The 25,586-nt window shown below is 65.1% G+C and carries 23 protein-coding genes and 1 other RNA gene; 14 read left to right on the top strand and 10 right to left on the bottom strand.

The window, feature by feature from the left end:
* The first annotated feature begins 14 nt into the window (after window positions 1-14).
* On the top strand, window positions 15-1,448 hold the full coding sequence (gene fliD / locus ACTHJ1_RS12385; RefSeq protein ID WP_440192768.1) for a flagellar filament capping protein FliD: 1,434 nt from the start codon (window positions 15-17) through the stop codon (window positions 1,446-1,448).
* Between the two features lie 28 nt (window positions 1,449-1,476).
* Here the strand turns inward: fliD and recR are convergent, their stop codons facing one another.
* The 4 genes from recR to ACTHJ1_RS12365 form a co-directional block, all read right to left on the bottom strand.
* Window positions 1,477-2,085, bottom strand: coding sequence for a recombination mediator RecR (recR, locus tag ACTHJ1_RS12380; RefSeq protein ID WP_440192766.1), 609 nt, complete (start codon window positions 2,083-2,085; stop codon window positions 1,477-1,479).
* A 1-nt stretch (window position 2,086) separates the two neighbouring features.
* On the bottom strand, window positions 2,087-2,413 hold the full coding sequence (locus tag ACTHJ1_RS12375; RefSeq protein WP_440192764.1) for a YbaB/EbfC family nucleoid-associated protein: 327 nt from the start codon (window positions 2,411-2,413) through the stop codon (window positions 2,087-2,089).
* A 79-nt stretch (window positions 2,414-2,492) separates the two neighbouring features.
* Window positions 2,493-4,538: a DNA polymerase III subunit gamma/tau gene (locus ACTHJ1_RS12370; protein WP_440192762.1), complete on the bottom strand. Its 2,046-nt coding sequence runs from the start codon at window positions 4,536-4,538 to the stop codon at window positions 2,493-2,495.
* A gap of 21 nt (window positions 4,539-4,559) precedes the next feature.
* Entirely contained in the window at window positions 4,560-5,477 is a 918-nt protein-coding gene (locus ACTHJ1_RS12365) for a helix-turn-helix domain-containing protein (RefSeq protein WP_440192760.1), read from the bottom strand.
* Between the two features lie 157 nt (window positions 5,478-5,634).
* Here ACTHJ1_RS12365 and ACTHJ1_RS12360 point away from each other — a divergent pair, with 157 nt between their 5' ends.
* Window positions 5,635-6,525 carry a DMT family transporter gene (locus ACTHJ1_RS12360; RefSeq protein ID WP_440192758.1) on the top strand — a complete coding sequence of 297 codons (891 nt, stop codon included), beginning with the start codon at window positions 5,635-5,637 and terminating at the stop codon, window positions 6,523-6,525.
* Window positions 6,526-6,587: 62 nt separating this feature from the next.
* Here the strand turns inward: ACTHJ1_RS12360 and ACTHJ1_RS12355 are convergent, their stop codons facing one another.
* Window positions 6,588-7,637, bottom strand: a complete 1,050-nt coding sequence (locus ACTHJ1_RS12355) for an ornithine cyclodeaminase (RefSeq protein WP_440192757.1) — start codon at window positions 7,635-7,637, stop codon at window positions 6,588-6,590.
* 144 nt (window positions 7,638-7,781) lie between these two features.
* On the opposite strand from ACTHJ1_RS12355, the gene ACTHJ1_RS12350 reads away from it, so the two are divergent.
* Entirely contained in the window at window positions 7,782-8,213 is a 432-nt protein-coding gene (locus ACTHJ1_RS12350) for an Lrp/AsnC family transcriptional regulator (protein WP_440192754.1), read from the top strand.
* Window positions 8,214-8,296: 83 nt separating this feature from the next.
* On the opposite strand, the gene ffs is transcribed toward ACTHJ1_RS12350, so the two are convergent.
* An RNA gene (gene ffs / locus ACTHJ1_RS12345) (signal recognition particle sRNA small type) lies at window positions 8,297-8,394 on the bottom strand.
* Between the two features lie 175 nt (window positions 8,395-8,569).
* On the opposite strand from ffs, the gene eda reads away from it, so the two are divergent.
* A complete protein-coding gene (gene eda / locus ACTHJ1_RS12340; protein WP_440192751.1) occupies window positions 8,570-9,208 on the top strand; it encodes a bifunctional 4-hydroxy-2-oxoglutarate aldolase/2-dehydro-3-deoxy-phosphogluconate aldolase in 639 nt (212 codons plus the stop codon).
* A gap of 15 nt (window positions 9,209-9,223) precedes the next feature.
* Here the strand turns inward: eda and tal are convergent, their stop codons facing one another.
* Window positions 9,224-10,171 carry a transaldolase gene (gene tal, locus ACTHJ1_RS12335; protein WP_440192795.1) on the bottom strand — a complete coding sequence of 316 codons (948 nt, stop codon included), beginning with the start codon at window positions 10,169-10,171 and terminating at the stop codon, window positions 9,224-9,226.
* Window positions 10,172-10,465: 294 nt separating this feature from the next.
* Between tal and carA the strand changes: the two genes are divergently transcribed.
* From carA to ACTHJ1_RS12315, 4 genes are read left to right on the top strand one after another with little or no spacing between them, the layout of a single operon-like run.
* Entirely contained in the window at window positions 10,466-11,629 is a 1,164-nt protein-coding gene (gene carA / locus ACTHJ1_RS12330) for a glutamine-hydrolyzing carbamoyl-phosphate synthase small subunit (protein WP_440192748.1), read from the top strand.
* Window positions 11,630-11,641: 12 nt separating this feature from the next.
* Window positions 11,642-14,869: a carbamoyl-phosphate synthase large subunit gene (gene carB, locus ACTHJ1_RS12325; protein ID WP_440192745.1), complete on the top strand. Its 3,228-nt coding sequence runs from the start codon at window positions 11,642-11,644 to the stop codon at window positions 14,867-14,869.
* A gap of 22 nt (window positions 14,870-14,891) precedes the next feature.
* Window positions 14,892-15,788: a lipid A hydroxylase LpxO gene (gene lpxO / locus ACTHJ1_RS12320; protein WP_440192793.1), complete on the top strand. Its 897-nt coding sequence runs from the start codon at window positions 14,892-14,894 to the stop codon at window positions 15,786-15,788.
* A gap of 58 nt (window positions 15,789-15,846) precedes the next feature.
* Window positions 15,847-16,629: an SDR family oxidoreductase gene (locus tag ACTHJ1_RS12315; protein WP_440192742.1), complete on the top strand. Its 783-nt coding sequence runs from the start codon at window positions 15,847-15,849 to the stop codon at window positions 16,627-16,629.
* A gap of 12 nt (window positions 16,630-16,641) precedes the next feature.
* On the opposite strand, the gene ACTHJ1_RS12310 is transcribed toward ACTHJ1_RS12315, so the two are convergent.
* Complete coding sequence (locus tag ACTHJ1_RS12310) at window positions 16,642-17,283, bottom strand: histidine phosphatase family protein (protein WP_440192739.1); 642 nt, start codon at window positions 17,281-17,283, stop codon at window positions 16,642-16,644.
* 27 nt (window positions 17,284-17,310) lie between these two features.
* On the bottom strand, window positions 17,311-17,802 hold the full coding sequence (locus ACTHJ1_RS12305) for a hypothetical protein (protein ID WP_440192736.1): 492 nt from the start codon (window positions 17,800-17,802) through the stop codon (window positions 17,311-17,313).
* Between the two features lie 133 nt (window positions 17,803-17,935).
* Between ACTHJ1_RS12305 and ACTHJ1_RS12300 the strand changes: the two genes are divergently transcribed.
* Together ACTHJ1_RS12300 and greA are read left to right on the top strand one after the other, a co-directional pair.
* Window positions 17,936-19,258, top strand: coding sequence for a solute carrier family 23 protein (locus ACTHJ1_RS12300; protein WP_440192734.1), 1,323 nt, complete (start codon window positions 17,936-17,938; stop codon window positions 19,256-19,258).
* 161 nt (window positions 19,259-19,419) lie between these two features.
* Window positions 19,420-19,896, top strand: coding sequence for a transcription elongation factor GreA (greA, locus tag ACTHJ1_RS12295; protein WP_440192731.1), 477 nt, complete (start codon window positions 19,420-19,422; stop codon window positions 19,894-19,896).
* An 84-nt stretch (window positions 19,897-19,980) separates the two neighbouring features.
* On the opposite strand, the gene ACTHJ1_RS12290 is transcribed toward greA, so the two are convergent.
* Window positions 19,981-20,595, bottom strand: a complete 615-nt coding sequence (locus ACTHJ1_RS12290) for a YhbY family RNA-binding protein (protein ID WP_440192728.1) — start codon at window positions 20,593-20,595, stop codon at window positions 19,981-19,983.
* 18 nt (window positions 20,596-20,613) lie between these two features.
* On the opposite strand from ACTHJ1_RS12290, the gene ACTHJ1_RS12285 reads away from it, so the two are divergent.
* The 4 genes from ACTHJ1_RS12285 (at window position 20,614) to glmM (ending at window position 25,501) form a co-directional block, all read left to right on the top strand.
* The gene (locus ACTHJ1_RS12285; RefSeq protein WP_440192725.1) at window positions 20,614-21,246 is read left to right on the top strand and encodes an RlmE family RNA methyltransferase; all 633 of its coding nucleotides are present in this window, start codon (window positions 20,614-20,616) and stop codon (window positions 21,244-21,246) included.
* 179 nt (window positions 21,247-21,425) lie between these two features.
* Window positions 21,426-23,312: an ATP-dependent zinc metalloprotease FtsH gene (gene ftsH, locus ACTHJ1_RS12280; protein WP_440192722.1), complete on the top strand. Its 1,887-nt coding sequence runs from the start codon at window positions 21,426-21,428 to the stop codon at window positions 23,310-23,312.
* Between the two features lie 42 nt (window positions 23,313-23,354).
* Window positions 23,355-24,158, top strand: coding sequence for a dihydropteroate synthase (gene folP / locus ACTHJ1_RS12275; RefSeq protein WP_440192792.1), 804 nt, complete (start codon window positions 23,355-23,357; stop codon window positions 24,156-24,158).
* On the top strand, window positions 24,155-25,501 hold the full coding sequence (gene glmM / locus ACTHJ1_RS12270) for a phosphoglucosamine mutase (RefSeq protein WP_440192719.1): 1,347 nt from the start codon (window positions 24,155-24,157) through the stop codon (window positions 25,499-25,501). The genes folP and glmM overlap by 4 nt, the downstream gene beginning before the upstream one ends.
* The last annotated feature ends 85 nt before the right edge of the window (window positions 25,502-25,586 follow it).

The following is a 25,586-nucleotide window of genomic DNA, read 5'->3' as shown; positions in this document are numbered from 1 at the left end:
AGGACGAGCACGCGATGGCCAACACAATTTCCAACAACGCCCATGCAGGCCTGATCACCTCCTTGGGCGTTGGCACCAGCCTGGACCTCTCCGGCCTGCTGGATCAGCTCCAAAAAGCCGAGCTTTCGCCGACCACGGTCATACAGAACCGCATCAACAGCGTTCAGACCAAGATTTCCGCCTACGGCACCCTGCAAAATGGAGTGCAGGCTGTTTTGAGTGCCGCGGCCACCCTGGGCAAGGCCAGCACCTACAACGCCGTGAAATCCACGGTCACCGGCAGCGACATCACGGCCACGACCGGCGCCGGCGCCATCGCGGGTTCGTACAAGGTCTTGGTCACCGCGCTCGCGCAGGCCGACCAGCTCCAGTCGTCATCAGCCATCGACAGCGCGACCGCCAAAAGCCAGAGCTTTGGCAATGGCGGCTCCATCACCATCACGCTGGCCACGGGCGCGAGCCAGACCATCGATCTGAGCACCTCGGCCGACACCAGCCTGCAGGGCGTCATCAACGCGATCAACAACAATCCCAAGGCCGGCGTGAACGCCACTGCGGTCAGCGACGGCAGCGGCGGCTATTACCTGATGCTTACCGGTTCACAGACCGGCACGGCCAATGCCATTTCGAGCATCAGCGTCAGCGGCAACAGCACGCTGGCCGCAGCCATGGACTACACCGCTGGCGCCGCCGGCAACAGCCTCGCCCTGTCGCAATCGGCGCAGAACGCCGGCCTCACGATCAACGGCATCGCCGTGACCAGCGCCAGCAACACCGTCCAGGATGCGATCAACGGCGTCACGTTCACGCTCAATAGCGTAACGGCCTCCGGGGGGAGCAATACCCTTGCCGTCGTCAACGATCCCAGCGTCACCCAGGGGGCCGTGGGTGCGTTCGTCGGCGCCTACAACGCGCTGCAGAGCACCATCGCCAGCCTGACCAAGTTCGACAACACCGCCGGCACCCGCAGCCCGCTCACCGGCGACAACGCAACGCACCGCGTACAGTCATCGCTGGCTCAGGCGCTGCGTGTGTTTTCGAGTTCCGGCGCGGTGCATTCGCTGGCCGATCTGGGCCTGACGACCAATCCGCAGACCGGCAAGCTCAGTATGAACGGCTCCCTGCTGGACAAGGCAATTGCCGACAATCCGGCCGACGTGGCGGCGCTGTTCACCGGCGCTAACGGCCTGGCAGCCAGCATCCAGGGCGCGACCGACAGCATTCTGGGCAAGGCCGGGGTCAAAGGCATGATCGCCAGCGCCACGAGCGGGCTGCAGCAAACCATTACCGCGCTGCAGAATCAGCAGACCGACCTGATCAGCCGGGTCACGGGCGACATGAACCGGTATCGCAGCCAGTTCTCGCATCTGAGCACGCTGCTCTCGACGATGAACGCCACCAGCACCTATCTGACGCAGCAGTTCAGCGCGATGAACAAGTCGAAGTAGCGTTTCTGCCTACGCAGGCGCACCCCGATCAGCGGGTGCGCCGCTCCATCAGGGCCCAGGCGATCGTTCCGGCGTCGACGTATTCCAGTTCGCTGCCGGCCGGAACGCCGCGCGCCAGGCGCGTGACCTTCAGGCCGCGCGACGCCAGTGCTTCGCCGATGAAGTGCGCGGTGGTCTCGCCCTCTGCCGTGAAATTGGTGGCCAGAATCACCTCCTGCACCACGCCGTCTCCCGCTCTGTCCAGCAGGCGCTGAAAACCCAGCTCGCTGGGGCCGATGCCCTCCAACGGCGCGATGCGGCCCATGAGCACGTAATACAGCCCGCGGTAGCCGTGGCTGGATTCGATCATGTTCTGGTCGGCCGGTGTTTCCACTACGCACAGCAGACTGGGATCGCGTCTGGGACTGCTGCAAGTGGCGCACAGCTCGTCTTCGGTGAAGCTGTTGCAGCGCGCGCAATGACGCAGATTGCTCACCGCATCCGACAGCGCCCGCCCCAGCATATCGGCACCCTGCACGTCGTGCTGCAGCAGGTGATAGGCCATGCGCCGGGCCGAACGCACCCCGACGCCCGGCAGACGCCTCAGCGCTTCGATCAGGGCGCGCAGGGGTTCGGGTTCGGGGAGCTGCGGATCCATCTCAGAACGGGAACTTCATTCCCGGGGGCAGGGGCAGGCCGGCGGTGACGCCGGCCATCTTTTCCTGCGAGGTCGCCTCGGCCTTGCGCAGCGCGTCGTTGAATGCAGCCGCCACCAGATCTTCGAGCATGTCCTTGTCGTCGCCCAGCAGGCTGGGATCGATGGATACGCGCTTGACGTCGTTGCGGCAGTTCATGGACACCTTGACCATGCCGCCTCCGGCAGCGCCCTCGACCATGATTTCGGCCAGGGCTTCCTGGGCCTTTTTCATGTTTTCCTGCATCTGCTGCGCTTTTTGCATCAGACCGGCGAGTTGTCCTTTCATCATGTCGGAAATTTCCTTGGGGATGGGTGGCAAAGAGGACGGCCGGGCCGTCCGGTTTTTCATCAACGGGCGCTAGGGTAGCTCAGGCGGTGTCGACGGGGCGGATCGAGCCGGGCACCACGCGCGCGCCGAAATTGCTGATCAAGGCCTGCACGAAGGGGTCGGCGGCCGTGGCGTCTTCGGCGGCCTGCTGGCGCGCGGCGCGCTCTTGCTGCGCCACCGCGTGGGCCGTCGCCTCGCCGGTCGCACCCACGGCGATCTCCAGCCGCAGGCTCTGGCCGTAATGTTCGCACAGCACCGTTTGCAGCCGCGTGCGGCTTTCGCTTTCGGCCAGGGTCTTGACGGCCACACGCAAGGTGATGGTGTCGCCTTGCAGTCCGACCCAGGCGCTTTGGCGGGCCAGCTCGGCGGCCAAACCGCTCACGGGCAGGCGGGCTGCCAGTTCGGGCCAGGCGTCCGGCGTCATGTCGGCGGGCTTGGCGCGAGGCGACGCGGGCTGGCGCGCGGCGCGCACGGGCATCGCGGGGCGAGGCGTATCTTCGAAGGAAGACGACGGGCCGGCCAGCGTCTCGAACTCGTCGTCGTCGGGATTCGTCGTAAATGCGGCGCCTGCATCGTGCCCCGAGGCATCGTCGGGGATGTCTTCGTCGACCCAGGACGGCGGCCCGTCGTCGACGGACGCTTCGGGCTGACCGCGTTGGGTCTCAGGCTCGCGCGGCGCGGACTGCGCTGCGGGTTCTGCCGCCTCGGACGAGGCCGGAGCGGTCTCTGCCCCGGCAGGCGCATCTTCCCAGGGCGGGACGCCGGCGGGCTGAACAGCGACAGGTGCCGAGGGCGGTTCGGCGACGCGCGGCGTTGTCCTGGACGGCGCAACCGCTGCGGTGGCACGCACAGCCTCGGGGCGGGTGGGGGCCAGCAAGGGGGCTGCAGGCGGCTTGGTTTCGGGAGCGGCGACAGGCGCCCCGGCCGGAGCCGTTGCGGCAGTCGCCGGCGCAATGGCCGCAGTCGAGGCGCCGGGTGCCTGCGCGAACGTGGCGGGGCAGTCATCGCCGTTGAGCGCCAGCATGCTCAGGCAGGTCATGATGAACCCGGCATATTCGTCGGGCGCCAGCGTCAGCTCGCCGCGGCTGTGCACGGCCACGGAGTAGAACAGCTGTACGGCGTCGGCGTGCAGGCGTCCGGCCAGCCGCAAGACGTCTGCCGTCATCGGGTCGTCGGTGGGCAAAGCCCCCGGCACGCGCTGGACGATGGCGATCTTGGACAACAGCACGGCCAGATCGGCCAGCGCGCCGGCATACGACAGACCGCGCACGGACAGTTCATCGGCCACGGCCAGCACGCCTGTCGCATCGCCGTCGCACAGGGCGTCGAGCAGCCGAGCCAGATGGCGTTGGTCTATGGTGCCGAGCATGCCTCGCACCGCTTCTTCGGTGAGGTTGCCGGCGCTGTAGGCGATGGCCTGGTCGGTGAGCGACAGCGCGTCGCGCATCGACCCGGCGGCCGCCTGGCCGATCAGGCGCAGGGCCGGCACTTCGAATGGAACGCTTTCCTGGCCCAGCACGTCTTGCAGATGGCCCACGATGGCGTCGGGCGGCATCTGCTTGAGGTTGAACTGCAGACAGCGCGACAGTACCGTGACGGGGATTTTCTGCGGATCGGTCGTGGCCAGGATGAACTTGACGTGCGGCGGCGGTTCTTCCAGCGTCTTGAGCATGGCGTTGAACGCATGCCCGGTGAGCATGTGCACTTCGTCGATCATGTAGACCTTGAAGCGCCCGGCGCCCGGCGCGTAGACCGCCTGCTCGAGCAGTTGGGTCATCTCGTCGACGCCGCGGTTCGAGGCCGCATCCAGCTCCAGGTAATCCACGAATCGGCCTGAATCGATCTCGGTGCAGGCGCGGCACTGGCCGCAGGGCGTGGGCGTGATGCCGGTTTCGCAGTTGAGCGATTTGGCCAGAATGCGCGACAGCGTGGTCTTGCCGACTCCGCGGGTGCCGGTGAAGAGCCAGGCGTGATGCAGGCGCTGGGTTTGCAGCGCATGCGTCAGGGCGCGCACCACGTGATCCTGCCCGATAAGGGTGTCGAAGGATCGCGGGCGCCATTTGCGGGCCAGTACCAGATATGTCATGGCCCGATTGTAGCCGGGCGGCTATGGCCGCAGTGCCTGCCGATACATATTGGGCGCCGCGCCGAACGCGTCGCGAAAGCGATGGTTGAAATGGCTGGCATTGGCGTAGCCGCATTGCGCCGCGACCTGGGCGACGGGCAGGACGGTGTCGCGCAGCAGGGCGCGGGCCCGATCGAGCCGTTGGGCGGCGATCCAGGCATGGGGCGGCTTGCCGAACGAGGTGCGGAACATGCGGGCCAGATGGTATTCGGACAGGCAGGCGACGTCGGCCAGTTCGCCCAACGTCAGGGTGGTGTCCAGATGCGCATGAATATAGTCGCGCAGGCGCCGCCGCGTCGCCACCGACAGTCCGCCCTTTGGCTTGGCGCCCGCGCGCAAAACACCTTGGCTGCGCAGCAGCTGGCTCAATACTTCGTGGGCGGTTTCGTTGCTGCGCAAAAGGCCTGCCGGATCGGTCCAGTCCTCGTTTGCCAGCGCGCGGCACAGCGCGGCAAGGCGTTCGTCTTCGAAATAGGTGCGGTCGGCCAGCGTGATTTCGCGCGGCTCGCGGTCGAGTTCGCGCACGGCGCCACGGGTGAAGTGCTCGGGCAGAAAATAAACATGCATGAAATGCATGTGGCCCCGCACCCACCAGCGCGATTCGTGATCGCCCGGCAGCGCGCACAGCCGCTCGGGGGCGCCGTAGATGCCCGGCAGCCGCTGCCGTTCGGTGCGATAGCCGCCGTCGAGATAGCACGACAGGGTGTGATGGCCCGGCTGTTGGTAGACGGTTTCGGCTTCGCGCGTATATCGCGTCCAGACCGCGACGGCGAGCTGGTCGCCCAGCCAGGCAAAGCGCTGGAGCGTCGCGTTGGCATCGCTCAGTGTGCGGCACACCGAATGCAGCCCGAAACGGGCGGCGGCGGTATCGAGCTCGGGCGGAGAAGGCAGGGCGGTCATCGAAAGCGAGCAAGCGGACGCGGAGGCATCGGGTCGATCAGAGTGTATGCCCCGATCTCCCCGTGTGCCCGTCCGCGGCGAGAAATGAGCAATCCTGGGCAATCTCGCCCCGTCGTTTCGCTTCATAGTGGGCGCATTGGTTTTTTCGAATTCAGTCATGAACTTCCTGCTCTACATGACCACAGTCCTGATCTGGGGAACCACCTGGATCGCAATCAAGTGGCAACTCGGCGTCGTGGCGGCGCCTGTTTCGATCGCCTGGCGCTTCGGGCTGGCTGCGCTCATGATGTTTGCCCTGCTGCGCGTCATGCGCCGGCCCCTGTGGCCACCGCGCGCGGCATGGCGCTATCTGTTCGCGCAGGGTCTCGCGCTTTTCTGCCTGAACTTTCTGTGCTTCTACTATGCCGAAAACATCGTGCCCAGCGGCCTGGTCGCCGTGGTGTTCTCGACCGCGCCGCTGCTCAATTCGCTCAACGGGCGGCTCTTCATGGGGCGCCCGCTGCAGGCGACCACAATAGGCGGGGCGATGCTGGGCCTGATCGGCATCGCCTGCCTCTTCCTGCAGCAGATGACGGGCCACCTCGGCGATCCGACGACGTGGCTGGGGCTGGTCGCGGCGTTTTTGGGCACGCTGTGCTTTTCGATCGGCAATCTGTTGTCCAGCCGCATGCAGTCCATGGGCCTGCATCCTTTCGCCACCAACGGCTGGGCCATGTTGATCGGCACCGTGGTGCTGTTGATCGGCAGCGTGTCGGCTGGCCTGCCGCTGCGGATCGAGACGGATGCGCGCTATTTGGGCGCGCTGGCGTATCTGGCCGTGGCAGGCTCCGTGATCGGCTTTACCGCCTACCTCATGCTGGTCGGACGCATAGGTCCGGAGCGGGCCGCCTATTCCACCGTGCTGTTTCCGATCGTGGCGTTGGTGGCCTCGACGTTTTTCGAGGGCTACCGCTGGTCGCCGCTGACCTTTGTCGGACTGGCGCTGGTGCTGATGGGCAACCTCGTCGCCTTCGACCTGACCCGACGTATTCGGGAGCGGCCGGCCTAGGCGCGGCCGGCCGCGCGCATCGCGATAACGCCGCGCCGGCGTGCGCTAGTGCACCCGCCGCCTCAGGCGACACGCCGCATCGCGGCGCGCGAAGAATCCGCAAGCGTGTGGCGGAACAGATCCTTCGGGTCGTCGGCCTCGGGAACCAGCTCGACGTTCTGGCCCAGCTTGCGCTGTTCCGCCTGCTCATGCACATAGCGCAAGGTGGAGTAGTCTTCCAAGGCAAAACCCACGGAGTCGAACAGCGTCACCTGATCGGCGCTCTGGCGACCGGTCTCGGTGCCGGCGAGCACGCGCCACAGATCCACGACGGGAAAGTCCCGCGGCATTTGCTGGATCTCGCCTTCGACGCGCGTCTGGGGCTCGTATTCGACGAATACGCGCGCCGTGCGCAAGATATCGGCATGCAGCTCGGTCTTGCCCGGGCAATCGCCTCCCACAGCGTTGATGTGCATGCCCGGTTCGATCATGTCCCGCGTGAGAACGGCGGCGTGCGCCTTGGCGGCCGTGACGGTCGTGACGATGTCCGCGCCGCGAACCGCCTCGGCTGTCGAGGCCGCGCGCGTGATCTTCAATGCGGGATAGGCCGACAGATTGCGGATCAGCTTGTCGGTGGCTTGCGGGTCCACATCGTAGACGGCGATCTCGTCGATGCCCAGATGGCTGTGGAAGGCCAGGGCCTGGAACTCGCTTTGCGCGCCGTTGCCGATCAGGGCCATGCGGCGCGCGTCCGGTCGCGCCAGCGCGCGGGCCGCCATCAGCGAGGTTGCGCTGGTGCGCAGCGCCGTGGCAACCGTCAGCTCGGACAACAGCAGGGGATAGCCGGTGTCCGCTTCGGCCAGCACGCCGAAACCCATCACCGTGTACAGCCCGTGCCGGGTGTTGCTCGGATGGCCGTTGACGTACTTGAACGCATAGCGCCCGACGTTGGATACGGGCATGAGCTCGATCACGCCGTTCTCCGAGTGATTGGAGACGCGTGCCGATTTGTTGAACTCCGGCCAGCGCAGGAAGTCCTGCCGGATGGTATCGGCAAGCTCCCCGATGAAGCGGCTCAGTCCGACGTCATGCACCAGGCGGGACATGGTCGATACGTCTATGAAACGGGTCATGGGGTTCTCCTTGAAATCGTGCTCGCGATCTGCGGCAGTCAGGAGATTATTTGCGTAAAGTGATGCCAATTTGAATGGTTCAAGTTGGCAAAATATTCTTCGATACTTACAATTTGCCGATTCTAAGTATCAAAGTGACAAAAAATGGCATCCATGGACGATATCGATCGCGAGTTGATCTCGCTGCTGCGCGCCGACGCCAGAATGTCGGTCGTCATGCTGGCCAAAAAATTGCGGATCGCGCGGGCCACGGTGCAGAACCGCATGGCCAGGCTGCAGGCCGACGGCACCATCGTCGGGTACACGGTCCGGCTTCGGCCCGAAGCCGAAGGGCACCGCATCCGCGCCTTCATGTCCATCAAGGTCGAGGGTAACGAGGAAGAAGCCGTGCGGCGCGTGCTGCGCGGCAATCCGAATGTGGTGGCGCTGCACACGACCAACGGGCGTTGGGATCTGATCGCCGAACTGCGCACCGATACGCTGGAATCGTTCGATCGCGTGCTGAACGTGGTCCGCAGCATTCCGGGCGTCGCCAGCACGGAAACCAGCATTCTGCTGTCCACACACAAAATCTAGGCATGGCCGGTGCAGGCACGGCCGGCCTGGGTGGCGATGCCGGGAAAATGAAAAAGGGCGCCATCGGCGCCCTTTAGGTATGAAGAGGTGAGCCTTACTCCGGCACTGGCGCTAAACGACTATGGCTGCTTCGTTCCCGACCTGACCAGGTTCACCGCCGCACCATGCGAAGGGACCCACACGCATAGGGCTCCCCCCTCCCCAGCCCTCCCTCAAGGGAGGGGGTAGGGCACTTGCTGATGAGGGGTGTTCTTCTTGGAGAGATGGGAGCGGTCGATATACTTTTGGCGTGTGGCTGTTCCTTCCCTTTTTTCTCTGCCGCGGGCTTTGCGCGGCTTGGTTCCAGGAGTTTCATCATGACTACTTCGGTTGCCGATATCGTTCGCATCGGGCCGGTCATTCCGGTGTTGGCGTTTGAATCCGCGGAGCAGGGCGAGGGGGTGTCGCGGGCTTTGCATGCGGGCGGAGTCAGGGTGCTCGAGATTACCTTGCGCACCGCGGCGGGGCTGGCGGCCATCGAGCGGGCGGCACGGCTGGCGCCGGATATCGTCGTGGGAGTGGGCACGCTGACTTCGCCGCGCCAGTGCGCGATGGCCAAGAAGGCGGGGGCGCGTTTCGGCGTGTCGCCGGGCTTGACGCGCGATCTGCATCAGGCCGCGCAGGATGAAGGCCTGCCGCTGCTGCCGGGTGTCATGACGCCCAGCGATATTCTGCTGGCGCTCGAGCTGGGTTACGAGATCGTCAAGTTTTTCCCGGCGCAGCAAGCCGGGGGCGTGCCCATGCTCAAGGCCCTGCATGGGCCGTTTCCAGGGCTCAAGTTTTGCCCCACCGGCGGCATCAGCGCGGACAATGCACCGAGCTTTCTGGCGCTGCCCAACGTGGTCTGCGTCGGCGGCTCATGGCTGACGCCCCAGGCGGCCGTGGCGGCGCAAGACTGGGCCCGGATCACGCAGCTTGCCAGCGCGGCAAGCGTTTTGGCGCGGCCCGCAACGTAAACCCCCGCTCTGGCTTCAGAGGGACGAGATCAGGGCATCGAGCTTGCGCCCGTCCGCCACGAACGCGCGTATGCCTTCCGAGAGTTTCTCGCTGGCCATCGCGTCCTCGTTCATCAGCGTGCGAAAGCTCACTTCGTCGGCCGGCATGCGTTCCATGGCCGGGCCGGCATCCGCGGCCCCCAGCGCGGGCGTCACGCTGCCCTCCCTGCCGGCCAGTTCCGCCAGCAGTTCAGGGCTGATCGTCAGCAGGTCGCATCCCGCCAGGGCCAGGATCTGCCCCGAGTTGCGAAAGCTCGCGCCCATGACTTCGGTCTTGATGCCGAACTGCTTGTAATAGCGATAAATGCGCGTCACGGATTGCACGCCCGGGTCCTGCGCGCCCATGTGCTCGGCCTCGACCCATTGCGCGCCGGCAGCCTTCTTGTGCCAATCGTAGATGCGGCCCACGAAAGGCGAGATGAGCTGCACGCCCGCCTCGGCGCAGGCCACGGCCTGCGGCAGAGCGAAGAGCAGCGTCAGATTGCAGCGCACGCCCTCTTGCTGCAACACGCGCGCCGCCTGAATGCCTTCCCAGGTCGAGGCGATCTTGATCAGCACGCGCTCGCGCGGCACGCCGGCGTCTTCGTATAGCGCGATCAGCCCGCGGGCGCGCTCTATGGTGGCGCGCGTGTCGAAAGAAAGGCGCGCGTCCACCTCGGTCGACACCCGGCCCGGCACGATGTTCAGGATTTCCTGGCCGAAGGCCACCAGCAGGCGGTCGGCCAGCTCCGGCACGGTGGCGCCGCGATGCGCACGTACGGTCTGCAGCAGCAGCGGCTTGTAGGCGTCGAGTTGTACGGCCTTGAAGATCAAGGACGGATTGGTCGTGGCGTCGGTGGGGCGCAGCGCGCGCATGGCCTCGAAGTCGCCGGTGTCGGCGACGACGGTGGTGAGTTGGCGCAGAGAATCGAGCAGGCTGGTCATAAGCATCGGTGAAGCGGATGATTTCGGGAACGGCGTCGTTCACGCACACCGCTAGCCTAGCATTAGAGAACCCGGAACCGAGAGCCGGACCGAAGTCCGGCCCTTGGGCGGCCCGCGGCAGTTCCTGTGCGCGGGTTGCGATCGCCGCCGCGCCGAAGCCGCGCCGCGGCGGCGAGGGCGGTCGACATCAAAAGCGCCTGTTTCAGCCTTATCTGGCGCAGTTCTTCGGGGAAAACCTGCGTTTGAGCTATAATTTGAAGGTTTGATTACCGATTTTTGAACTGGGGTCCTATTGTGCTGCCGCTACTTTTTCCCGAGGGGCCGAATCACGGCAAATTCCCTCCCGCGATATTGGCCCTGGCGGATGGCACGGTCTTTCGAGGCAAGTCGATCGGCGCCCCGGGGCATTCGGTGGCCGAGGTGGTGTTCAACACCTCGATGACCGGCTACCAGGAAATCCTCACCGACCCCAGCTATAGCGGCCAGATCGTCACGCTCACTTATCCGCACATCGGCAACACCGGCGTCAACACCGAAGACGTCGAGTCGCGCCAGGTGTTCGCCGCGGGTCTCGTGGTGCGCGACTGCCCGGCCCGCGTGTCCAACTTCCGCGCCACGCAGTCGCTGCCCGACTACCTGGCCGCACAGGGCGTGGTCGCCATCGCCGGCATCGACACCCGCAAGCTCACCCGCATCCTGCGCGACAAGGGCGCGCAAGGCGCGTGCATCCTGGTCGGCGAAGATGCCGACAAGGCCGTCGAGCTGGCCCGAACTTTCCCCGGCATGTCCGGGCAGGATCTGGCCAAGGTCGTGTCCGACACCAGGCAGTCCAACTGGACGCAAGGCACCTGGCAATTGGGCGAGGGCTTTACCGCGCCCAAACAGGACGCCTTCCACGTGGTCGCCTACGACTTCGGCGTCAAGAGCAACATCTTGCGCCTCTTGGCCGACCGCGGCTGCCGCGTCACGCTCGTGCCCGCGCAAACCGGCGCGGACGAGGTCTTCAAGCTCGATCCCGACGGCGTGTTCCTGTCCAACGGCCCCGGCGACCCCGAACCCTGCGACTACGCCATCGCAGCCACGCGCGCCTTCCTCGAGCGCCGGCTCCCCGTCTTCGGCATCTGCCTGGGCCACCAGATCATGGGCCTGGCCGTGGGCGGTCAGACGGTCAAGATGAAAACCGGCCACCACGGCGCCAACCATCCGGTGCAGGATCTGCAGAGCAAACGCGTCTTCATCACCAGCCAGAACCACGGCTTCGCGGTGGACGCCGACTCGCTGCCTGCGAACGTGCGCGTCACGCACGTGTCGCTGTTCGACGGCACGCTGCAAGGTTTCGAGCTCACCGACCGGCCGGCCTTCTGCTTCCAGGGACACCCCGAAGCCAGCCCCGGCCCGCACGACATCATCGTGCTGTTCGACAAATTCATCGGCCTGATGCAAGCGGCCCGCAAGTAAGAAGAATTCACCATGCCCAAGCGTACAGACCTACAAAGCATTCTGATCATCGGCGCCGGCCCCATCATCATCGGGCAGGCCTGCGAATTCGACTATTCCGGCGCACAGGCGTGCAAGGCGCTCAAGGCCGAGGGTTACCGCACCATTCTGGTCAACAGCAACCCCGCCACGATCATGACCGATCCGGAAACGGCCGACGTCACCTACATCGAGCCCATCACCTGGCAGGCGGTCGAAAAGATCATCGAGCGCGAAAAGCCCGACGCGCTCTTGCCCACCATGGGGGGCCAGACGGCGTTGAACTGCGCGCTCGATCTGGCCCGCCACGGCGTGCTGGCCAAGCACAAGGTCGAGCTCATCGGCGCCAACGAGCATGCCATCGAAAAGGCCGAAGACCGCCAGAAGTTCAAGCCGGCCATGACCGACATCGGTCTGGAGTCGGCCAAGTCGGGCGTCGCTCACAGCATGGACGAAGCCTGGGAAGTGCAAAAGCGCATCGCCTTGGAGACCGGCACGTCCGGTTTTCCCGCCGTGATCCGTCCCAGCTTCACCATGGGCGGCACGGGCGGCGGCATCGCCTACAACCCCGAAGAATTCGAGACCATCTGCCGCCGCGGCCTGGAAGCCTCGCCCACCAGCGAACTGCTCATCGAAGAGTCGCTGCTGGGCTGGAAAGAATTCGAAATGGAAGTGGTCCGCGACCGCGCGGACAACTGCATCATCGTCTGCTCGATCGAGAACCTCGATCCCATGGGCGTGCATACCGGCGACTCCATCACCGTCGCGCCGGCACAAACCCTGACGGACAAGGAATACCAGATCATGCGCGACGCATCCATCGCGGTGCTGCGCGAGATCGGCGTGGATACGGGCGGCTCGAACGTGCAGTTCGCGGTCAATCCCGACAACGGCCGCATGATCGTCATCGAAATGAATCCGCGCGTGTCGCGTTCGTCGGCGCTGGCTTCCAAGGCCACGGGCTTTCCCATCGCCAAGGTCGCGGCGCGCCTGGCCGTGGGCTACACGCTCGACGAGCTGCGCAACGAAATCACCGGCGGCGCCACGCCCGCCTCGTTCGAACCCACCATCGATTACGTGGTCACCAAGGTGCCGCGTTTCGCCTTCGAGAAATTCCCGCAGGCCGATGCGCGCCTGACCACCCAGATGAAGTCGGTGGGCGAAGTCATGGCCATCGGCCGCACCTTCCAGGAGTCCTTCCAGAAAGCCCTGCGCGGCCTGGAAGTGGGCGTGGACGGCCTCAATCAAAAAACCACCGATCGCGAGAAGCTGCAGCTCGAGCTGGGAGAGCCCGGTCCCGAACGCATCTGGTATGTGGGCGACGCCTTCGCCCAGGGCTTCACGCTCGACGAGGTGTTCTCGCTCACCAAGATCGACCCCTGGTTCTTGGCGCAGATCAAGGAAATCGTCGACATCGAGCTCGCGCTCGAACAAAAGACATTGGCCGATCTGGACCAGCCCACGGTCTGGGAACTCAAGCGCCGCGGTTTCTCCGACCGGCGCCTGGCCTACCTGCTCGATTCGTCCGAAGCCGAGGTGCGCAAACTGCGCCACCAATTCAACGTGCGTCCGGTCTACAAGCGCGTGGACACCTGCGCGGCCGAGTTCGCCACGCGCACGGCCTATATGTACTCGACCTACGAGGAAGAGTGCGAGTCCGCGCCCACCGACCGCAAGAAGATCATCGTGCTGGGCGGCGGTCCCAACCGCATCGGCCAGGGCATCGAGTTTGACTATTGCTGCGTGCACGCCGCGCTGGCCCTGCGCGAAGACGGTTTCGAGACCATCATGGTCAACTGCAATCCCGAAACCGTCTCCACCGACTACGACACCTCCGACCGACTCTACTTCGAGCCGCTTACGCTCGAAGACGTGCTCGAGATCGTGCACAAGGAAAAGCCGGTCGGCATGATCGTGCAATACGGCGGCCAGACGCCGCTCAAGCTCGCACGCGCGCTCGAAGCCAACGGCGTTCCCATCATCGGCACCAGCCCCGAGTCCATCGACGTGGCCGAAGACCGCGAGCGTTTCCAGAAGCTGCTTAACAAGCTCGGCCTGCGCCAGCCGCCCAACCGCACGGCGCGCACCGAGAGCGAGGCCTTGGCCCACGCCGCCGACATCGGCTACCCGCTGGTGGTGCGTCCCAGCTACGTGCTGGGCGGCCGCGCCATGGAGATCGTGCACGAGCAACAGGATCTCGAACGCTATATGCGCGAGGCCGTGAAGGTCAGCAACGATTCCCCGGTGCTGCTGGACCGCTTCCTGAACGACGCCATCGAGGTCGACGTCGACTGCCTGGCCGACGGCCAGACCGTCTTCATCGGCGGTGTCATGGAGCACATCGAACAGGCCGGCGTGCACTCGGGCGACTCGGCCTGCAGCCTGCCGCCGTATTCGCTCTCGGCCGAGACCATCGCCGAGATCAAGCGCCAGACGGCCGTCATGGCCCGCGCGCTGAACGTGAGCGGCCTCATGAACGTGCAGTTCGCCATTCAGAGCGGCGACGTCTATGTGCTCGAGGTCAATCCGCGCGCGTCGCGCACCGTACCCTACGTCTCCAAGGCCACCGGCCTGCAGTTGGCCAAGATCGCCGCGCGCGCCATGGCCGGCCGCACGTTGGCCGAGCAGGGCGTCACCGCCGAGGTCGTGCCCGCTTACTTCTCGGTGAAAGAAGCGGTGTTCCCTTTCGTCAAGTTCCCGGGCGTGGACACCATTCTCGGCCCCGAGATGAAGTCCACCGGCGAGGTCATGGGCGTGGGCCAGAGCTTCGGCGAGGCTTTCGTCAAATCGCAGCTGGCTGCCGGCGTGCGCCTGCCTGAATCCGGCACCGCGTTCATCAGCGTGAAAAACCAGGACAAAGCCAAGGCCGTCGACGTGGCCCGCGGCCTGCATCAACTGGGCTTCAAGCTGACCGCCACGCGCGGCACCGCGGCCCAGATCGAGGCGGCCGGCATCCCCGTGCTGGTGGTGAACAAGGTGGCAGAGGGCCGGCCCAATATCGTCGACATGGTCAAGAACGGCGAAGTCGCGCTGGTCATCAACACCGTCGAAGAACGCCGCAACGCCATTGCCGACTCGCGCGCCATCCGCACCCAGTCGCTGATGAATCGCGTCACGCTGTTCACCACGATCGCCGGCGCCCGCGCTGCGGTCGAGGGCATGCAATATCTGCGTCAAGGTCACGGCCTGCAGGTCTACTCCCTGCAGGAACTGCACGCCTAGCATCGAAGGTTATCGAGTCATGATCAAGTGGTTCATCCTTGCCCTCTTCGTCGTCACAGCCGCGTATGTGCACTATCGCGGCCGTGTGCGGCACAAGTTCTTCCGGCAGGCTCTGGATCATTCCACCTTTTTCGCGCCGCTCAACACGTTCATGTATGCGTTTTCGGCCGTGCCGAACACGCCCTACATCGATCTGGCACAGTTTCCCCAGCTGCAGGTGCTGCAAGACCGCTGGCAGGAAATCCGCGCGGAAGCCGTCGCACTGTTCGGCGACGGCAAGATCAAGCCCTCGGCGCAATACAACGACGCAGGCTTCAACTCGTTCTTCAAGACGGGCTGGGGGCGTTTCTATCTGAAGTGGTACGACGAGCCGCAGCCTTCGGCGCTCGAATTTTGCCCCTACACCACGCAGCTGGTGAAAGACATTCCCGGCGTGAAGGCCGTCATGTTCGCCTCGCTGCCGCCCGGCGCGCGGTTGCCGCGCCATCGCGATCCCTACAGCGGATCGCTGCGGTTCCATATGGGCCTGATCACGCCCAACGACCCGGCCTGCTTCATCGACGTGGACGGCGAGCGCTATCACTGGCGCGACGGCGAAGCGGTGATGTTCGACGAAACTTTCATTCATTACGCCGAAAACGCCACTGAAGAAAATCGCATCATTCTGTTTGCCGACATCGAGCGCCCCATGAAGTACCGCTGGGCGCAAGCGGTCAACCGATTCTTCGGTACGCTGCTGCTGCGCTCGGCCGCCTCTCCCAACGAGGCGGGCGACCGCACCGGGGGCATCAATCGCATCTTCGGCGCGGTTTACGCCGTGCGCAAGATCGGCAAGCGGCTCAAGCAATACAACAAGACCCTCTATTACATCGTCAAGTGGGCCATCGTCGCGGCTATCCTGGCCTGGATCTTCCTGTAAGCCGGCTTCTGGCCGGTACACGGCCGGCCCCCCGGCTTTCTCTAAGCGGCTTGTTTTCATGAAGCGTGTGTTTATCACCGGCGCCAGCAGCGGTCTCGGTCTGGCCTTGGCCAGGCGTTACGCGGCCGACGGCGCAAGCCTGGGGCTGGTCGGGCGCCGCGGTCACGTGCTGCGCGAACTGGCCGATGCGCTTCCCGGGCAACATCGCTGCTACGCGCTGGATGTGCGCGACCGGGAAATCCTGCACGCGGCTGCGCACGACTTCATTGCGCGCAGCGAGGGCCGGGTCGACGCGGTGATCGCCAGCGCCGGCATCAGCGTCGGCACCGTGACCGGCGAAGCCGGCGACTATGCAGTGTTTCAGTCCGTCGTCGAAACCAATCTGCTGGCCACGGTCGCCACCTTCGAACCTTTCATCGAGCCTATGCGCTCGGCGGGGGCCGGGCGGCTGGTGGGGCTGGCCAGCGTGGCCGGCGTGCGCGGCCTGCCGGGTGCAGGGGCCTACAGCGCTTCCAAGGCCGCAGTGGCGGTCTATTGCGAAAGCCTGCGACTGGAGCTCGCGCAAAGCGGCGTGCGCGTGGTGACGATCGCGCCGGGTTATATCGATACGCCGATGACGCAGCACAATCCTTATCGCATGCCTTTTCTGATGCCGGTCGATGCGTTCGCCGACAAGGCTCATTCGGCGATCGAGCGCGGCGTGTCATACACGGTGATTCCCTGGCAGATGGGGCTGGTGGCCAAGATCATGCGGCTGCTGCCCGATGCCCTCTACGACCGTCTGGCGCGCAATGCACCGCGCAAGCCTCGGAGCTTCCGCGGCCCTGGCGACGCTGCTTGAAGACCCCAAAACCTAGACGACGTCGTCGCGCGCAGGTTCCGCAATGTGGCGGTCGTCGCTCCAGTCCAGCAGGTGCCAGCCCTGGTCGTCGATGCGCACGCGGTTGATGGCGGCGTTGAGCATTTTGGTGTGACGCGGCTCGCTCAGCGCGATGCCGTTGGCTCGACGCCAGATAAGATCCAGCACGCCGCCGTGAGTCACCACCAGCACGCGATGCGCGGTATGGCGGCGGGCCAGTTCTTCGACGGTGTACAGAACGCGGGCATTGAATCCGCCCAGCGTTTCGCCGCCTTTCAACGGACGATCGGGATCGCGGCTGCGCCAGGCGGCGGCCGCTTCGGGGGCGGTCTCGTCCAGCGTGTCGTATTGCAGGCCTTCGAGCACGCCGAAATTGCGCTCGCGTATGCCGTGCTCGATATGCACGGGCAGGCCGGTGGCGGCGCCTACGGCCTGCGCCGTGGCGTGCGCGCGTCGCAGATCGCTGCTGTAGAGCGCGGCGAAAGGCACGTGGGCCGCGTCGTCGCGCAGCCGCTGGGCCAGGCGGGCGGCCTGAACCAGACCCGTGTCGTTCAAGGGGATGTCCCGCCAGCCCTGCAGGCGTCGCGCGAGATTCCAGTCGGTTTCGCCGTGGCGGATGAACCAGAACTCAGACATCGACGATACAGGCGGAACGAGCGGTCATCAGGCGGTTGCGGAACCCGTGCCCGATTGCGATTGCAGCGTCTGGATCTGGGATTCGAGCCCGGTCTCCTGGGAGGAGAGCGCCGCGACCTGGCCGGCCGTGGAACTGCTGCTGGTGGTCGACGTGCTGCTGTTCGATTGCAGGGCCTGGATCTGGGCCATGATGGCCTGCAGCTCGGCCTCGAGCTGCTGCAGTTCGGAACCGGCGCCGCTCGAAGAGCCGCTACCGTCGCCGTTCTTGCCGGTCTTGGTGGTGCTGCCGCCGCTGGACGCGCTATCTGTGGCGCCGGACACCGCATTGGCGCTCGATGCGCCGTTGGCTAGCGCGTCGCTGCTCAGCTGGATGCCTTGTTGCACGGGCACCGCAGTCGCCGTGTTGGTCTGTCCGGCCGATTCGAGCGCGCCGACTTTCTTTTGCGTGTGGTCGAACATGCCGGCAACGCTGGAGAGCACGGACATTGCGGCGGAGATCGGCGAGAGGGACATGGACATGATGAAGGCTCCGTGGGCGCAAGTGCCCCTGCGTCTGGACGCCAAATGCGGTCAGACGCGCAATGGCTGTATTGTTGCCCCGGTTTTAGCCCACGTCTACACTTGAAATAACTATTTCACATGAGTGAGTCGTATGTCGAATCGTGCCACGTATTTCCCCGCCTGGCGCCGCGTCGAGGCAGTCGCCTCGAACGCCGTTGTTGCGCCTGACGAGAAGCTGTCCGGCGGCCGCACCCTGGTCATGGGCGCCCAGCATGTGGTCGCCATGTTCGGCTCCACGGTGCTGGCGCCGCTCCTCATGGGATTCGACCCCAGTCTGTGCATCCTCATGTCGGGCGTGGGCACGCTGATCTTCTTTCTCTTTGTCGGCGGACGAGTGCCCAGCTACCTGGGATCGAGCTTCGGTTTCATCGGCGGAGTCATCGTCGTCACAGGCTACACGGGCAGCGGGCCCAATCCCAACATCGGCGTGGCGCTCGGGGGCATCATGGCCTGCGGGCTGGCGTACGTGCTCATCGGCTTGATCGTCTGGGCCGCCGACGCGCGCTCGAACAACGGTTCAGGCTGGATCGAGGCCCTGATGCCGCCCGTGGTAACCGGGGCCGTGGTGGCGGTGATCGGCCTGAATCTCGCGCCGCTGGCGGCCAGGAACGCCATGGGGCACGGCGGCTTCGACACGGCCATGGCGCTGGTCACCATACTCTGCGTGGGCGGGGTGGCGGTGTTCACCCGCGGCATGGCCCAGCGCCTGCTGATCCTGCTCGGTCTTATCGTGGCGTGCGTCATCTATGTGGTGTGCGCCAACGTCATGGGGCTGGGCAAGCCCATGGACTTCTCCCATCTGGCCAGCGCGGCCTGGTTCGGCCTGCCTGTATTCGCCAGGCCGGTGTTCCATGCCGGCGCCATGGGCCTGATCGTTCCGGTGGTGGTCATTCTGGTGGCGGAAAACCTCGGCCATGTGAAAGCGGTCAGCGCCATGACCGGGCAAAACCTCGACCCCTACCTGGGCCGGGCCTTCGTGGGAGACGGCGTGGCCACCATCGTATCGGCCGCGATGGGCGGCACGGGCGTCACCACGTATGCCGAGAACATCGGCGTCATGGCGGCCACCCGCGTCTATTCCACCCTGATATTCGTGGTGGCGGCGCTGATCGCCGTGGTGCTGGGTTTTTCGCCCAAATTCGGCGCCCTGATCCAGGCCATACCCGGCCCGGTGCTCGGCGGCATGTCGGTCGTGGTGTTCGGGCTGATCGCCGTCACGGGCGCGCGCATCTGGGTGGTCAATCGCGTCGACTTTTCCGATAACCGCAATCTCATGGTGGCTGCGGTCACGCTGGTGTTCGGCGCGGGCGATTTCACCGTCAAGCTGGGCAGCTTCGTGCTGGGCGGCATCGGCACGGCAACGTTCGGCGCCATTCTGCTGCATGCCTTTCTGCGCCTGCGCAAAAAAGCCTAAGTCCTTGCAATTCCCGGCGTTTTTGAACACAATACGCCTAATGAAAGCCCCGGCTCATGCCCGAGCCGGGGTTTTATTTTTGCCCGCGCTTTTGCCGCGCCCTTGAGCGTATGCATGCGCACACCCATTATTTTGATTATCGAAAGTCCGGAACCATCATCATGGCTGCCATTCCTTTGACCTCGCGTGGCGTCGAGCGCCTGAACCAAGAATTGCATAGACTCAAGACCGTCGAACGCCCCTCGGTCATCAACGCCATCGCCGAAGCGCGCGCTCAGGGCGACCTGTCGGAAAACGCCGAATACGAAGCCGCTCGCGAACGGCAGGGTTTTATCGAGGGCCGCATTGCCGAACTCGAGGGTACGCTGTCCAATGCCCAGGTCATCGACCCCACCGCGCTCAATACCGACGGCCGCGTCGTCTTCGGCGCCACGGTCGAGATCGAGGACCTCGAATCGGGCGACCGTCTTGCCTACCAGATCGTGGGCGACGCCGAGTCCGACATCAAATCCAATCTGATCTCGGTTTCCAGCCCCGTCGCTCGCGCGCTCATCGGCAAGTCCGAAGGCGACGTGGTCGAAGTTCGGGCGCCCTCCGGCGTACGCGAATACGAAGTCATCGGCGTTCGCTACATATAAAAAAGCGAGGGCAGGGCCCTCGCTCAGGTTTTGCGAAAAGCGCGCCGATCAACGGCGCGCTTTATCGATTCGGGTGCAAACCCATCAAGATTTCTTGAAAGCCCGCACCGTCTTCTGGCCGGCGGACGAGCCGCGGCGAGTGCCGGCGCGCAGGCTCAGCGCGCTGCCCGAACGGCGCGGAACGCCATGCGCGGTGGAAGACGCCGTCTTGCGTGTGCTGGGCCGCTGCGGCTTGTCGGCTTGCTGCAAGGCGCGGGAAGACCGTGCGGGCTCTTGCGCCTCGGGTTCGGCGGGCTTGCGGCGCGGCGCCTTGGAGAGCTTCTTGCCCTCGGCGGCCATCTTTTTGGGCGTGTGCGGTTCCGATGCCTTGCGCTTGGCGGGCTTGGCGGCTTGATCCGCGTGCTCCGTGGGCGAGGGCTTGTTTGCCGAAGGGCGGTAAAGAATGAACAGTTTGCCCAGATGATGCACCGGAGCGCAGGACAGCGCTTCGCAGATGTCGGTCAGCAGGGTTTCGCGGGTTTCGCGGTCTTCGCCGCCGGCGCGCACCTTGATCAGGCCGTGGGCGGTGAGCGCCAGGTCGATTTCCTTGAGCACGGCGCTCGACAGCCCCTTGTCGCCGATCAGCACGACGGGTTTGAGGGGGTGCGCCGCCGAACGCAGGTCGCTGCGTTCGCGAGAGGTGAGTTCTAATATAGGCATTGCCGAATTGTACGCATAATGGCCAAGAATAAATTCTCCAAAGAGTGGATCCAGCAGCACATCAACGACCCCTACGTGAAGATGGCCCAGCAAAAGGGCTATCGGGCGCGGGCGGCCTTCAAGCTGATCGAGATCCTCGACGTCGAAAAACTGATGCGCCGCGGCGACCTGGTGGTCGATCTGGGCTCGGCGCCCGGCAGCTGGTCTCAGGTGGCGCGTGAACGTCTGGCCGGGCCGGGCGGCGTGGTGGACGGCCGCATCATCGCCCTGGATCTTCTGCCCATGGAACCCGTGGCGGGCGTCGAATTCATTCAGGGCGACTTCCGCGACGACGATGTGCTGCGTCAGCTCGAAGAAAAAGTCGGCTCGCAAGCGGTAGACCTTGTAATTTCCGACATGGCCCCCAACCTGTCAGGTGTGGGGGTGGCCGATTCCGCCCGGATACAGCATGTCTGTGATCTGGCCCTGGAATTTTCCTGCGCCCACTTGAAGCCCGAAGGCGCCCTGATCGTCAAGGCCTTCCACGGCAGCGGGTTCTCGCAGATCGTCGAGTCCTTCAAGCAGCGTTTTCGCCGGGTGGTGGAACGCAAGCCCAAGGCCTCGCGCGACCGGTCTGCGGAAACCTTTCTCGTGGGCAGGACCTTGAAGTAACAGGCGGCAATCCGGGTATGCGGCAGTGAAAAACGCGATCCGTTCCGACAGAGTAGAATGGGTCGTTTCGATACATCATTTAAGTCGTTGTTAAGCTCATCGGCGCAACGACCGATCGGTACAACGATAATACGCTGGGCTCGCGTCGCATCCGGGGCGGGCCGCGCAGGAGATAGGCCTTGAACAATTCGTTTTCCAAAGTCGCGATCTGGATGGTGATCGCCCTGGTTCTGTTCACGGTGTTCAAGCAGTTCGACGGCCATGCACAGACGCAGAGCAGCGTCACCTACACCCAGTTCATGGACGACGCCAAGGCCGGCCGCATCCGCAAGGTCGACGTGCAGGGCGATGTGCTCTACGTCTCGCCCGACGGGGGCCGTCCTTACACGATCACCTCGCCCGGCGACCTCTGGATGGTCTCCGACCTGCTCAAGTACGGCGTGCAGGTGTCGGGCAAGGCGCGTGAAGAGCCTTCGCTGCTGATGAGCATCTTCGTGTCGTGGTTTCCCATGCTGCTGCTGATCGGCGTGTGGGTCTTCTTCATGCGACAGATGCAGGGCGGCGGGCGCGGCGGCGCGTTCAGCTTCGGCAAGTCGCGCGCGCGCATGCTCGACGAAAACACCAATCAGGTCACCTTCGTCGACGTCGCCGGCTGCGACGAGGCCAAGGAAGACGTGCAGGAACTGGTCGATTTCCTGCGCGACCCCAGCAAGTTCCAGAAACTGGGCGGACGCATTCCGCGCGGCGTGCTCATGGTGGGTTCGCCCGGCACCGGCAAGACGCTGCTGGCCAAGGCCATCGCCGGCGAAGCCAAGGTGCCGTTCTTCAGCATCTCGGGCTCCGACTTCGTCGAAATGTTCGTGGGCGTGGGCGCGGCCCGCGTGCGCGACATGTTCGAGAACGCCAAGAAGCATGCGCCCTGCATCATCTTCATCGACGAAATCGACGCGGTCGGCCGCCAGCGCGGCGCCGGCCTGGGCGGCGGCAACGACGAACGCGAGCAGACCCTCAACCAGATGCTGGTCGAAATGGACGGCTTCGAATCCGGCCAGGGCGTGATCGTCATCGCCGCCACCAACCGCCCCGACGTGCTCGATCCGGCACTGCTGCGTCCGGGCCGCTTCGACCGTCAGGTCGTGGTGCCGCTGCCCGACATCCGCGGCCGCGAGCAGATCCTCAAGGTGCACATGCGCAAGGTGCCGCTGGCCACCAACGTCGACGCCTCCATCCTGGCGCGCGGCACGCCCGGCTTCTCGGGCGCCGACCTGGCCAACCTGGTCAACGAAGCGGCGCTCTTCGCGGCGCGCCGCAACGGCCGCACCGTAGACATGTCCGACTTCGAGAAAGCCAAGGACAAGATCATCATGGGCGCCGAGCGCCGCTCCATCGTCATGCCCGAGGAAGAGCGCAAGAACACGGCCTACCATGAGTCCGGCCACGCCATCGTGGCGCGCATGCTGCCCAAGACCGACCCGGTGCACAAGGTCACCATCATCCCGCGCGGCCGCGCGCTGGGCGTGACCATGCAGCTGCCCGAGACCGACCGCTACAGCATGGACAAGACGCGCCTGCTGTCCACCATCGCGGTGCTGTTCGGTGGCCGCATCGCCGAAGAGCTCTTCATGGATCAGATGACCACAGGCGCCTCGAACGACTTCGAACGCGTCACGGCCATCGCTCGCGACATCGTCACGCGTTACGGCATGACCGATTCGCTCGGCCCCATGGTCTATGCCGAGAACGAAGGCGAGGTCTTCCTGGGGCGCAGCGTCACCAAGACTACGCACATGTCCGAAGCGACCATGCAAAAGGTCGATGCCGAAATTCGCAGCATCATCGACGAACAGTACGGCGTCGCGCGCAAGATCCTCGAAGACAATCGCGACAAGGTCGAGGCCATGACGGCCGCGCTGCTCGAATGGGAAACCATCGACTCCGACCAGATCAACGACATCATCGATGGCCGTCCGCCCCGTCCGCCCAAGACGCCGCAAGGTCCGGCCGATTCTTCCGACGCTTCGACCTCGTCGGGCCTGACCGCGGGCGGTACCACCGCCGTCGCCTGATTGGCTGCATATTCGTCCTTGCTTTGCGGGCGCTTCGAGCTGATGCTCGAGCGCCCGCTTGTCATGGGCATCGTCAACCTCACGCCGGATTCTTTTTCCGACGGCGGAGCGCATGACGCGCCGGACGCGGCAATTGCCCACGCGCGCCGACTGCTGTCCGAGGGAGCCGACATTCTCGATCTGGGCGGCGAATCCACGCGTCCCGGTTCGCGGGCCGTGGATGCCGATGAAGAACTGCGCCGCCTGCTTCCGGTGATCGAGGCGCTGCGCGATTGCGGCGCTCCCTTGTCCGTCGACACCTGCAAGGCCGAGGTCATGCAGGCCGTGCTCGACGCCGGCGCCGACATGATCAACGACATCTACGGCTTTACTCAGCCGCAAGCCATCGAGGCCGTGGTCGGATCGAACTGCGGGCTTTGCGCGATGCATATGCAGGGCGAACCGCGCACCATGCAGGATGCGCCGCATTACGATGATCTGCTGGGCGAGGTGGGGGGCTTTCTGGGCAGGCAGGCCCGGCGCCTGCGCGAGGCGGGCGTGGACGCGCGGCGCATCGTGCTCGATCCGGGCTTCGGTTTCGGCAAGACGCAAAACCAGAATTACGAACTATTGCGCAGGCTGCACGAACTGGACGCCCATGGGTATCCTCTGCTCGTCGGCCTGTCGCGCAAGTCCATGATAGGCGCGGCCACGGGCCGGCCGGTGCATGAACGTCTGGCGGGCAGCCTGGCGGGTGCGCTGGCCTGCGCGGCGCGCGGCGCCGCCATCGTGCGGGTGCACGATGTGGCGGCAACGGTAGACGCGCTCAAGGTATGGCGCGCAGTAGAAAAAGGATTATCCGCATGAGTCAGCAACGCAAATATTTCGGCACCGACGGGGTGCGCGGCGAGGTCGGGGGCCCTGTGATCAACGCCGGCTTTGCGCTGCGCCTGGGCTATGCCGCCGGCCGCGTGCTGGCCGTTGCACACGGCAATCGCTCGGGGCGCGCAAAGGTGCTCATCGGCAAGGACACGCGCATCTCCGGCTACATGATCGAGTCGGCGCTGGAAGCGGGCCTGGCCGCCGCGGGCGTGGACATCGTGCTGGCCGGCCCCATTCCTACGCCGGCTGTGGCCTATCTGACCCGCGCGCTGCGACTGACGGCAGGCATCGTCATCAGCGCCTCGCACAACCCCTACCACGACAACGGCATCAAAGTCTTCTCGTCCGAAGGCATGAAACTGCCGGACGAGGTCGAGCTGCGCATCGAAGCCGAGCTCGACAACCCGCTGGGCTGCGTGAGCTCCGGCGAGCTGGGGCGCGCGCGCCGGCTGGACGACGCCCAGGGCCGCTACATCGAATTTTGCAAGAGCACGTTTCCCAATGACCTGGACCTGTCCGGTATGCGCCTGGTGGTCGACGCGGCCCACGGCGCAGCCTACAACACGGCACCCCACGTGTTCCGGGAATTGGGCGCCGAAGTGCACGTCATCGGCGCCTCGCCCGACGGGTTCAACATCAACAAAGACGTGGGCGCGATGCACCCGCAGGCCTTGGTGCAAGAGGTTGTCAGGCAGCGCGCCGACCTGGGCATCGCCCTGGACGGCGATGCCGACCGTCTGGTGATGGTCGACGGCGCGGGGCGTGTTTACGACGGCGACGAACTGCTCTACGCCATCGTGCGCTCGCGCATGGCGGCGGGTCCGGTGGCCGGCGTGGCCGGCACCCTGATGACCAACTACGGCCTGGAGCTGCGCCTGAAAGAGCTGGGCGTTCCTTTTGCGCGCGCCAAGGTGGGCGATCGCTACGTGCTCGAAATGCTGAACGAGCGCGGCTGGCTCTACGGCGGCGAAAACTCGGGTCATCTGCTCTGCCTGGACCAGCACACCACGGGCGACGGCACCATCGCTGCGCTGCAGGTGCTGACAGCCTTGCGCCGCGGCGGCATGCCGCTGGCTCAATGGGTGGGCGATCTGCGCATGTTCCCGCAGGTCATGATCAACGTGCCGCTCAAGCCCGGCCAGGATTGGCAATCGCATGCCGGGCTGGCCGCCGCCCGCGACGCGGTCGAGGCCGAGCTGGCCGGCAGGGGGCGGGTGCTGATCCGGGCTTCAGGCACCGAGCCCAAGCTGCGCCTCATGGTCGAGGCGCAGGACGAGGCCTTGGCCCAATCCAGCGCGCGCCGTTTGGCTGACGCCTTGTCCGCTTAAAGCAAAGCAAAACCCCGAGTATTGAACGCAGAATTCACTGCCTTGTAATGAATCAGTCAGATGACTGACATGACGCGCTTGCAAA

Origin of the sequence: Bordetella sp., assembly GCF_051960075.1 — a bacterium.
Classification (GTDB): domain Bacteria; phylum Pseudomonadota; class Gammaproteobacteria; order Burkholderiales; family Burkholderiaceae_B; genus Bordetella.
Note: the sequence above shows the minus strand (reverse complement) of the source record. Positions and strands in the feature narration are given on the sequence as shown.

Excerpts from the sequence above, each read along its gene's own strand:
- fliD (WP_440192768.1), top strand. The coding sequence starts at position 15 with ATGGCCAACACAATTTCCAACAACGCCCATGCAGGCCTGATCACCTCC.
- recR (WP_440192766.1), bottom strand. The coding sequence starts at position 2,085 with ATGGATCCGCAGCTCCCCGAACCCGAACCCCTGCGCGCCCTGATCGAA.
- ACTHJ1_RS12375 (WP_440192764.1), bottom strand. The coding sequence starts at position 2,413 with ATGATGAAAGGACAACTCGCCGGTCTGATGCAAAAAGCGCAGCAGATG.
- ACTHJ1_RS12370 (WP_440192762.1), bottom strand. The coding sequence starts at position 4,538 with ATGACATATCTGGTACTGGCCCGCAAATGGCGCCCGCGATCCTTCGAC.
- ACTHJ1_RS12365 (WP_440192760.1), bottom strand. The coding sequence starts at position 5,477 with ATGACCGCCCTGCCTTCTCCGCCCGAGCTCGATACCGCCGCCGCCCGT.
- ACTHJ1_RS12360 (WP_440192758.1), top strand. The coding sequence starts at position 5,635 with ATGAACTTCCTGCTCTACATGACCACAGTCCTGATCTGGGGAACCACC.
- ACTHJ1_RS12355 (WP_440192757.1), bottom strand. The coding sequence starts at position 7,637 with ATGACCCGTTTCATAGACGTATCGACCATGTCCCGCCTGGTGCATGAC.
- ACTHJ1_RS12350 (WP_440192754.1), top strand. The coding sequence starts at position 7,782 with ATGGCATCCATGGACGATATCGATCGCGAGTTGATCTCGCTGCTGCGC.
- eda (WP_440192751.1), top strand. The coding sequence starts at position 8,570 with ATGACTACTTCGGTTGCCGATATCGTTCGCATCGGGCCGGTCATTCCG.
- tal (WP_440192795.1), bottom strand. The coding sequence starts at position 10,171 with ATGACCAGCCTGCTCGATTCTCTGCGCCAACTCACCACCGTCGTCGCC.
- carB (WP_440192745.1), top strand. The coding sequence starts at position 11,642 with ATGCCCAAGCGTACAGACCTACAAAGCATTCTGATCATCGGCGCCGGC.
- ACTHJ1_RS12315 (WP_440192742.1), top strand. The coding sequence starts at position 15,847 with ATGAAGCGTGTGTTTATCACCGGCGCCAGCAGCGGTCTCGGTCTGGCC.
- ACTHJ1_RS12310 (WP_440192739.1), bottom strand. The coding sequence starts at position 17,283 with ATGTCTGAGTTCTGGTTCATCCGCCACGGCGAAACCGACTGGAATCTC.
- ACTHJ1_RS12305 (WP_440192736.1), bottom strand. The coding sequence starts at position 17,802 with ATGTCCATGTCCCTCTCGCCGATCTCCGCCGCAATGTCCGTGCTCTCC.
- ACTHJ1_RS12300 (WP_440192734.1), top strand. The coding sequence starts at position 17,936 with ATGTCGAATCGTGCCACGTATTTCCCCGCCTGGCGCCGCGTCGAGGCA.
- greA (WP_440192731.1), top strand. The coding sequence starts at position 19,420 with ATGGCTGCCATTCCTTTGACCTCGCGTGGCGTCGAGCGCCTGAACCAA.
- ACTHJ1_RS12290 (WP_440192728.1), bottom strand. The coding sequence starts at position 20,595 with ATGCCTATATTAGAACTCACCTCTCGCGAACGCAGCGACCTGCGTTCG.
- ACTHJ1_RS12285 (WP_440192725.1), top strand. The coding sequence starts at position 20,614 with ATGGCCAAGAATAAATTCTCCAAAGAGTGGATCCAGCAGCACATCAAC.
- folP (WP_440192792.1), top strand. The coding sequence starts at position 23,355 with ATGCTCGAGCGCCCGCTTGTCATGGGCATCGTCAACCTCACGCCGGAT.
- glmM (WP_440192719.1), top strand. The coding sequence starts at position 24,155 with ATGAGTCAGCAACGCAAATATTTCGGCACCGACGGGGTGCGCGGCGAG.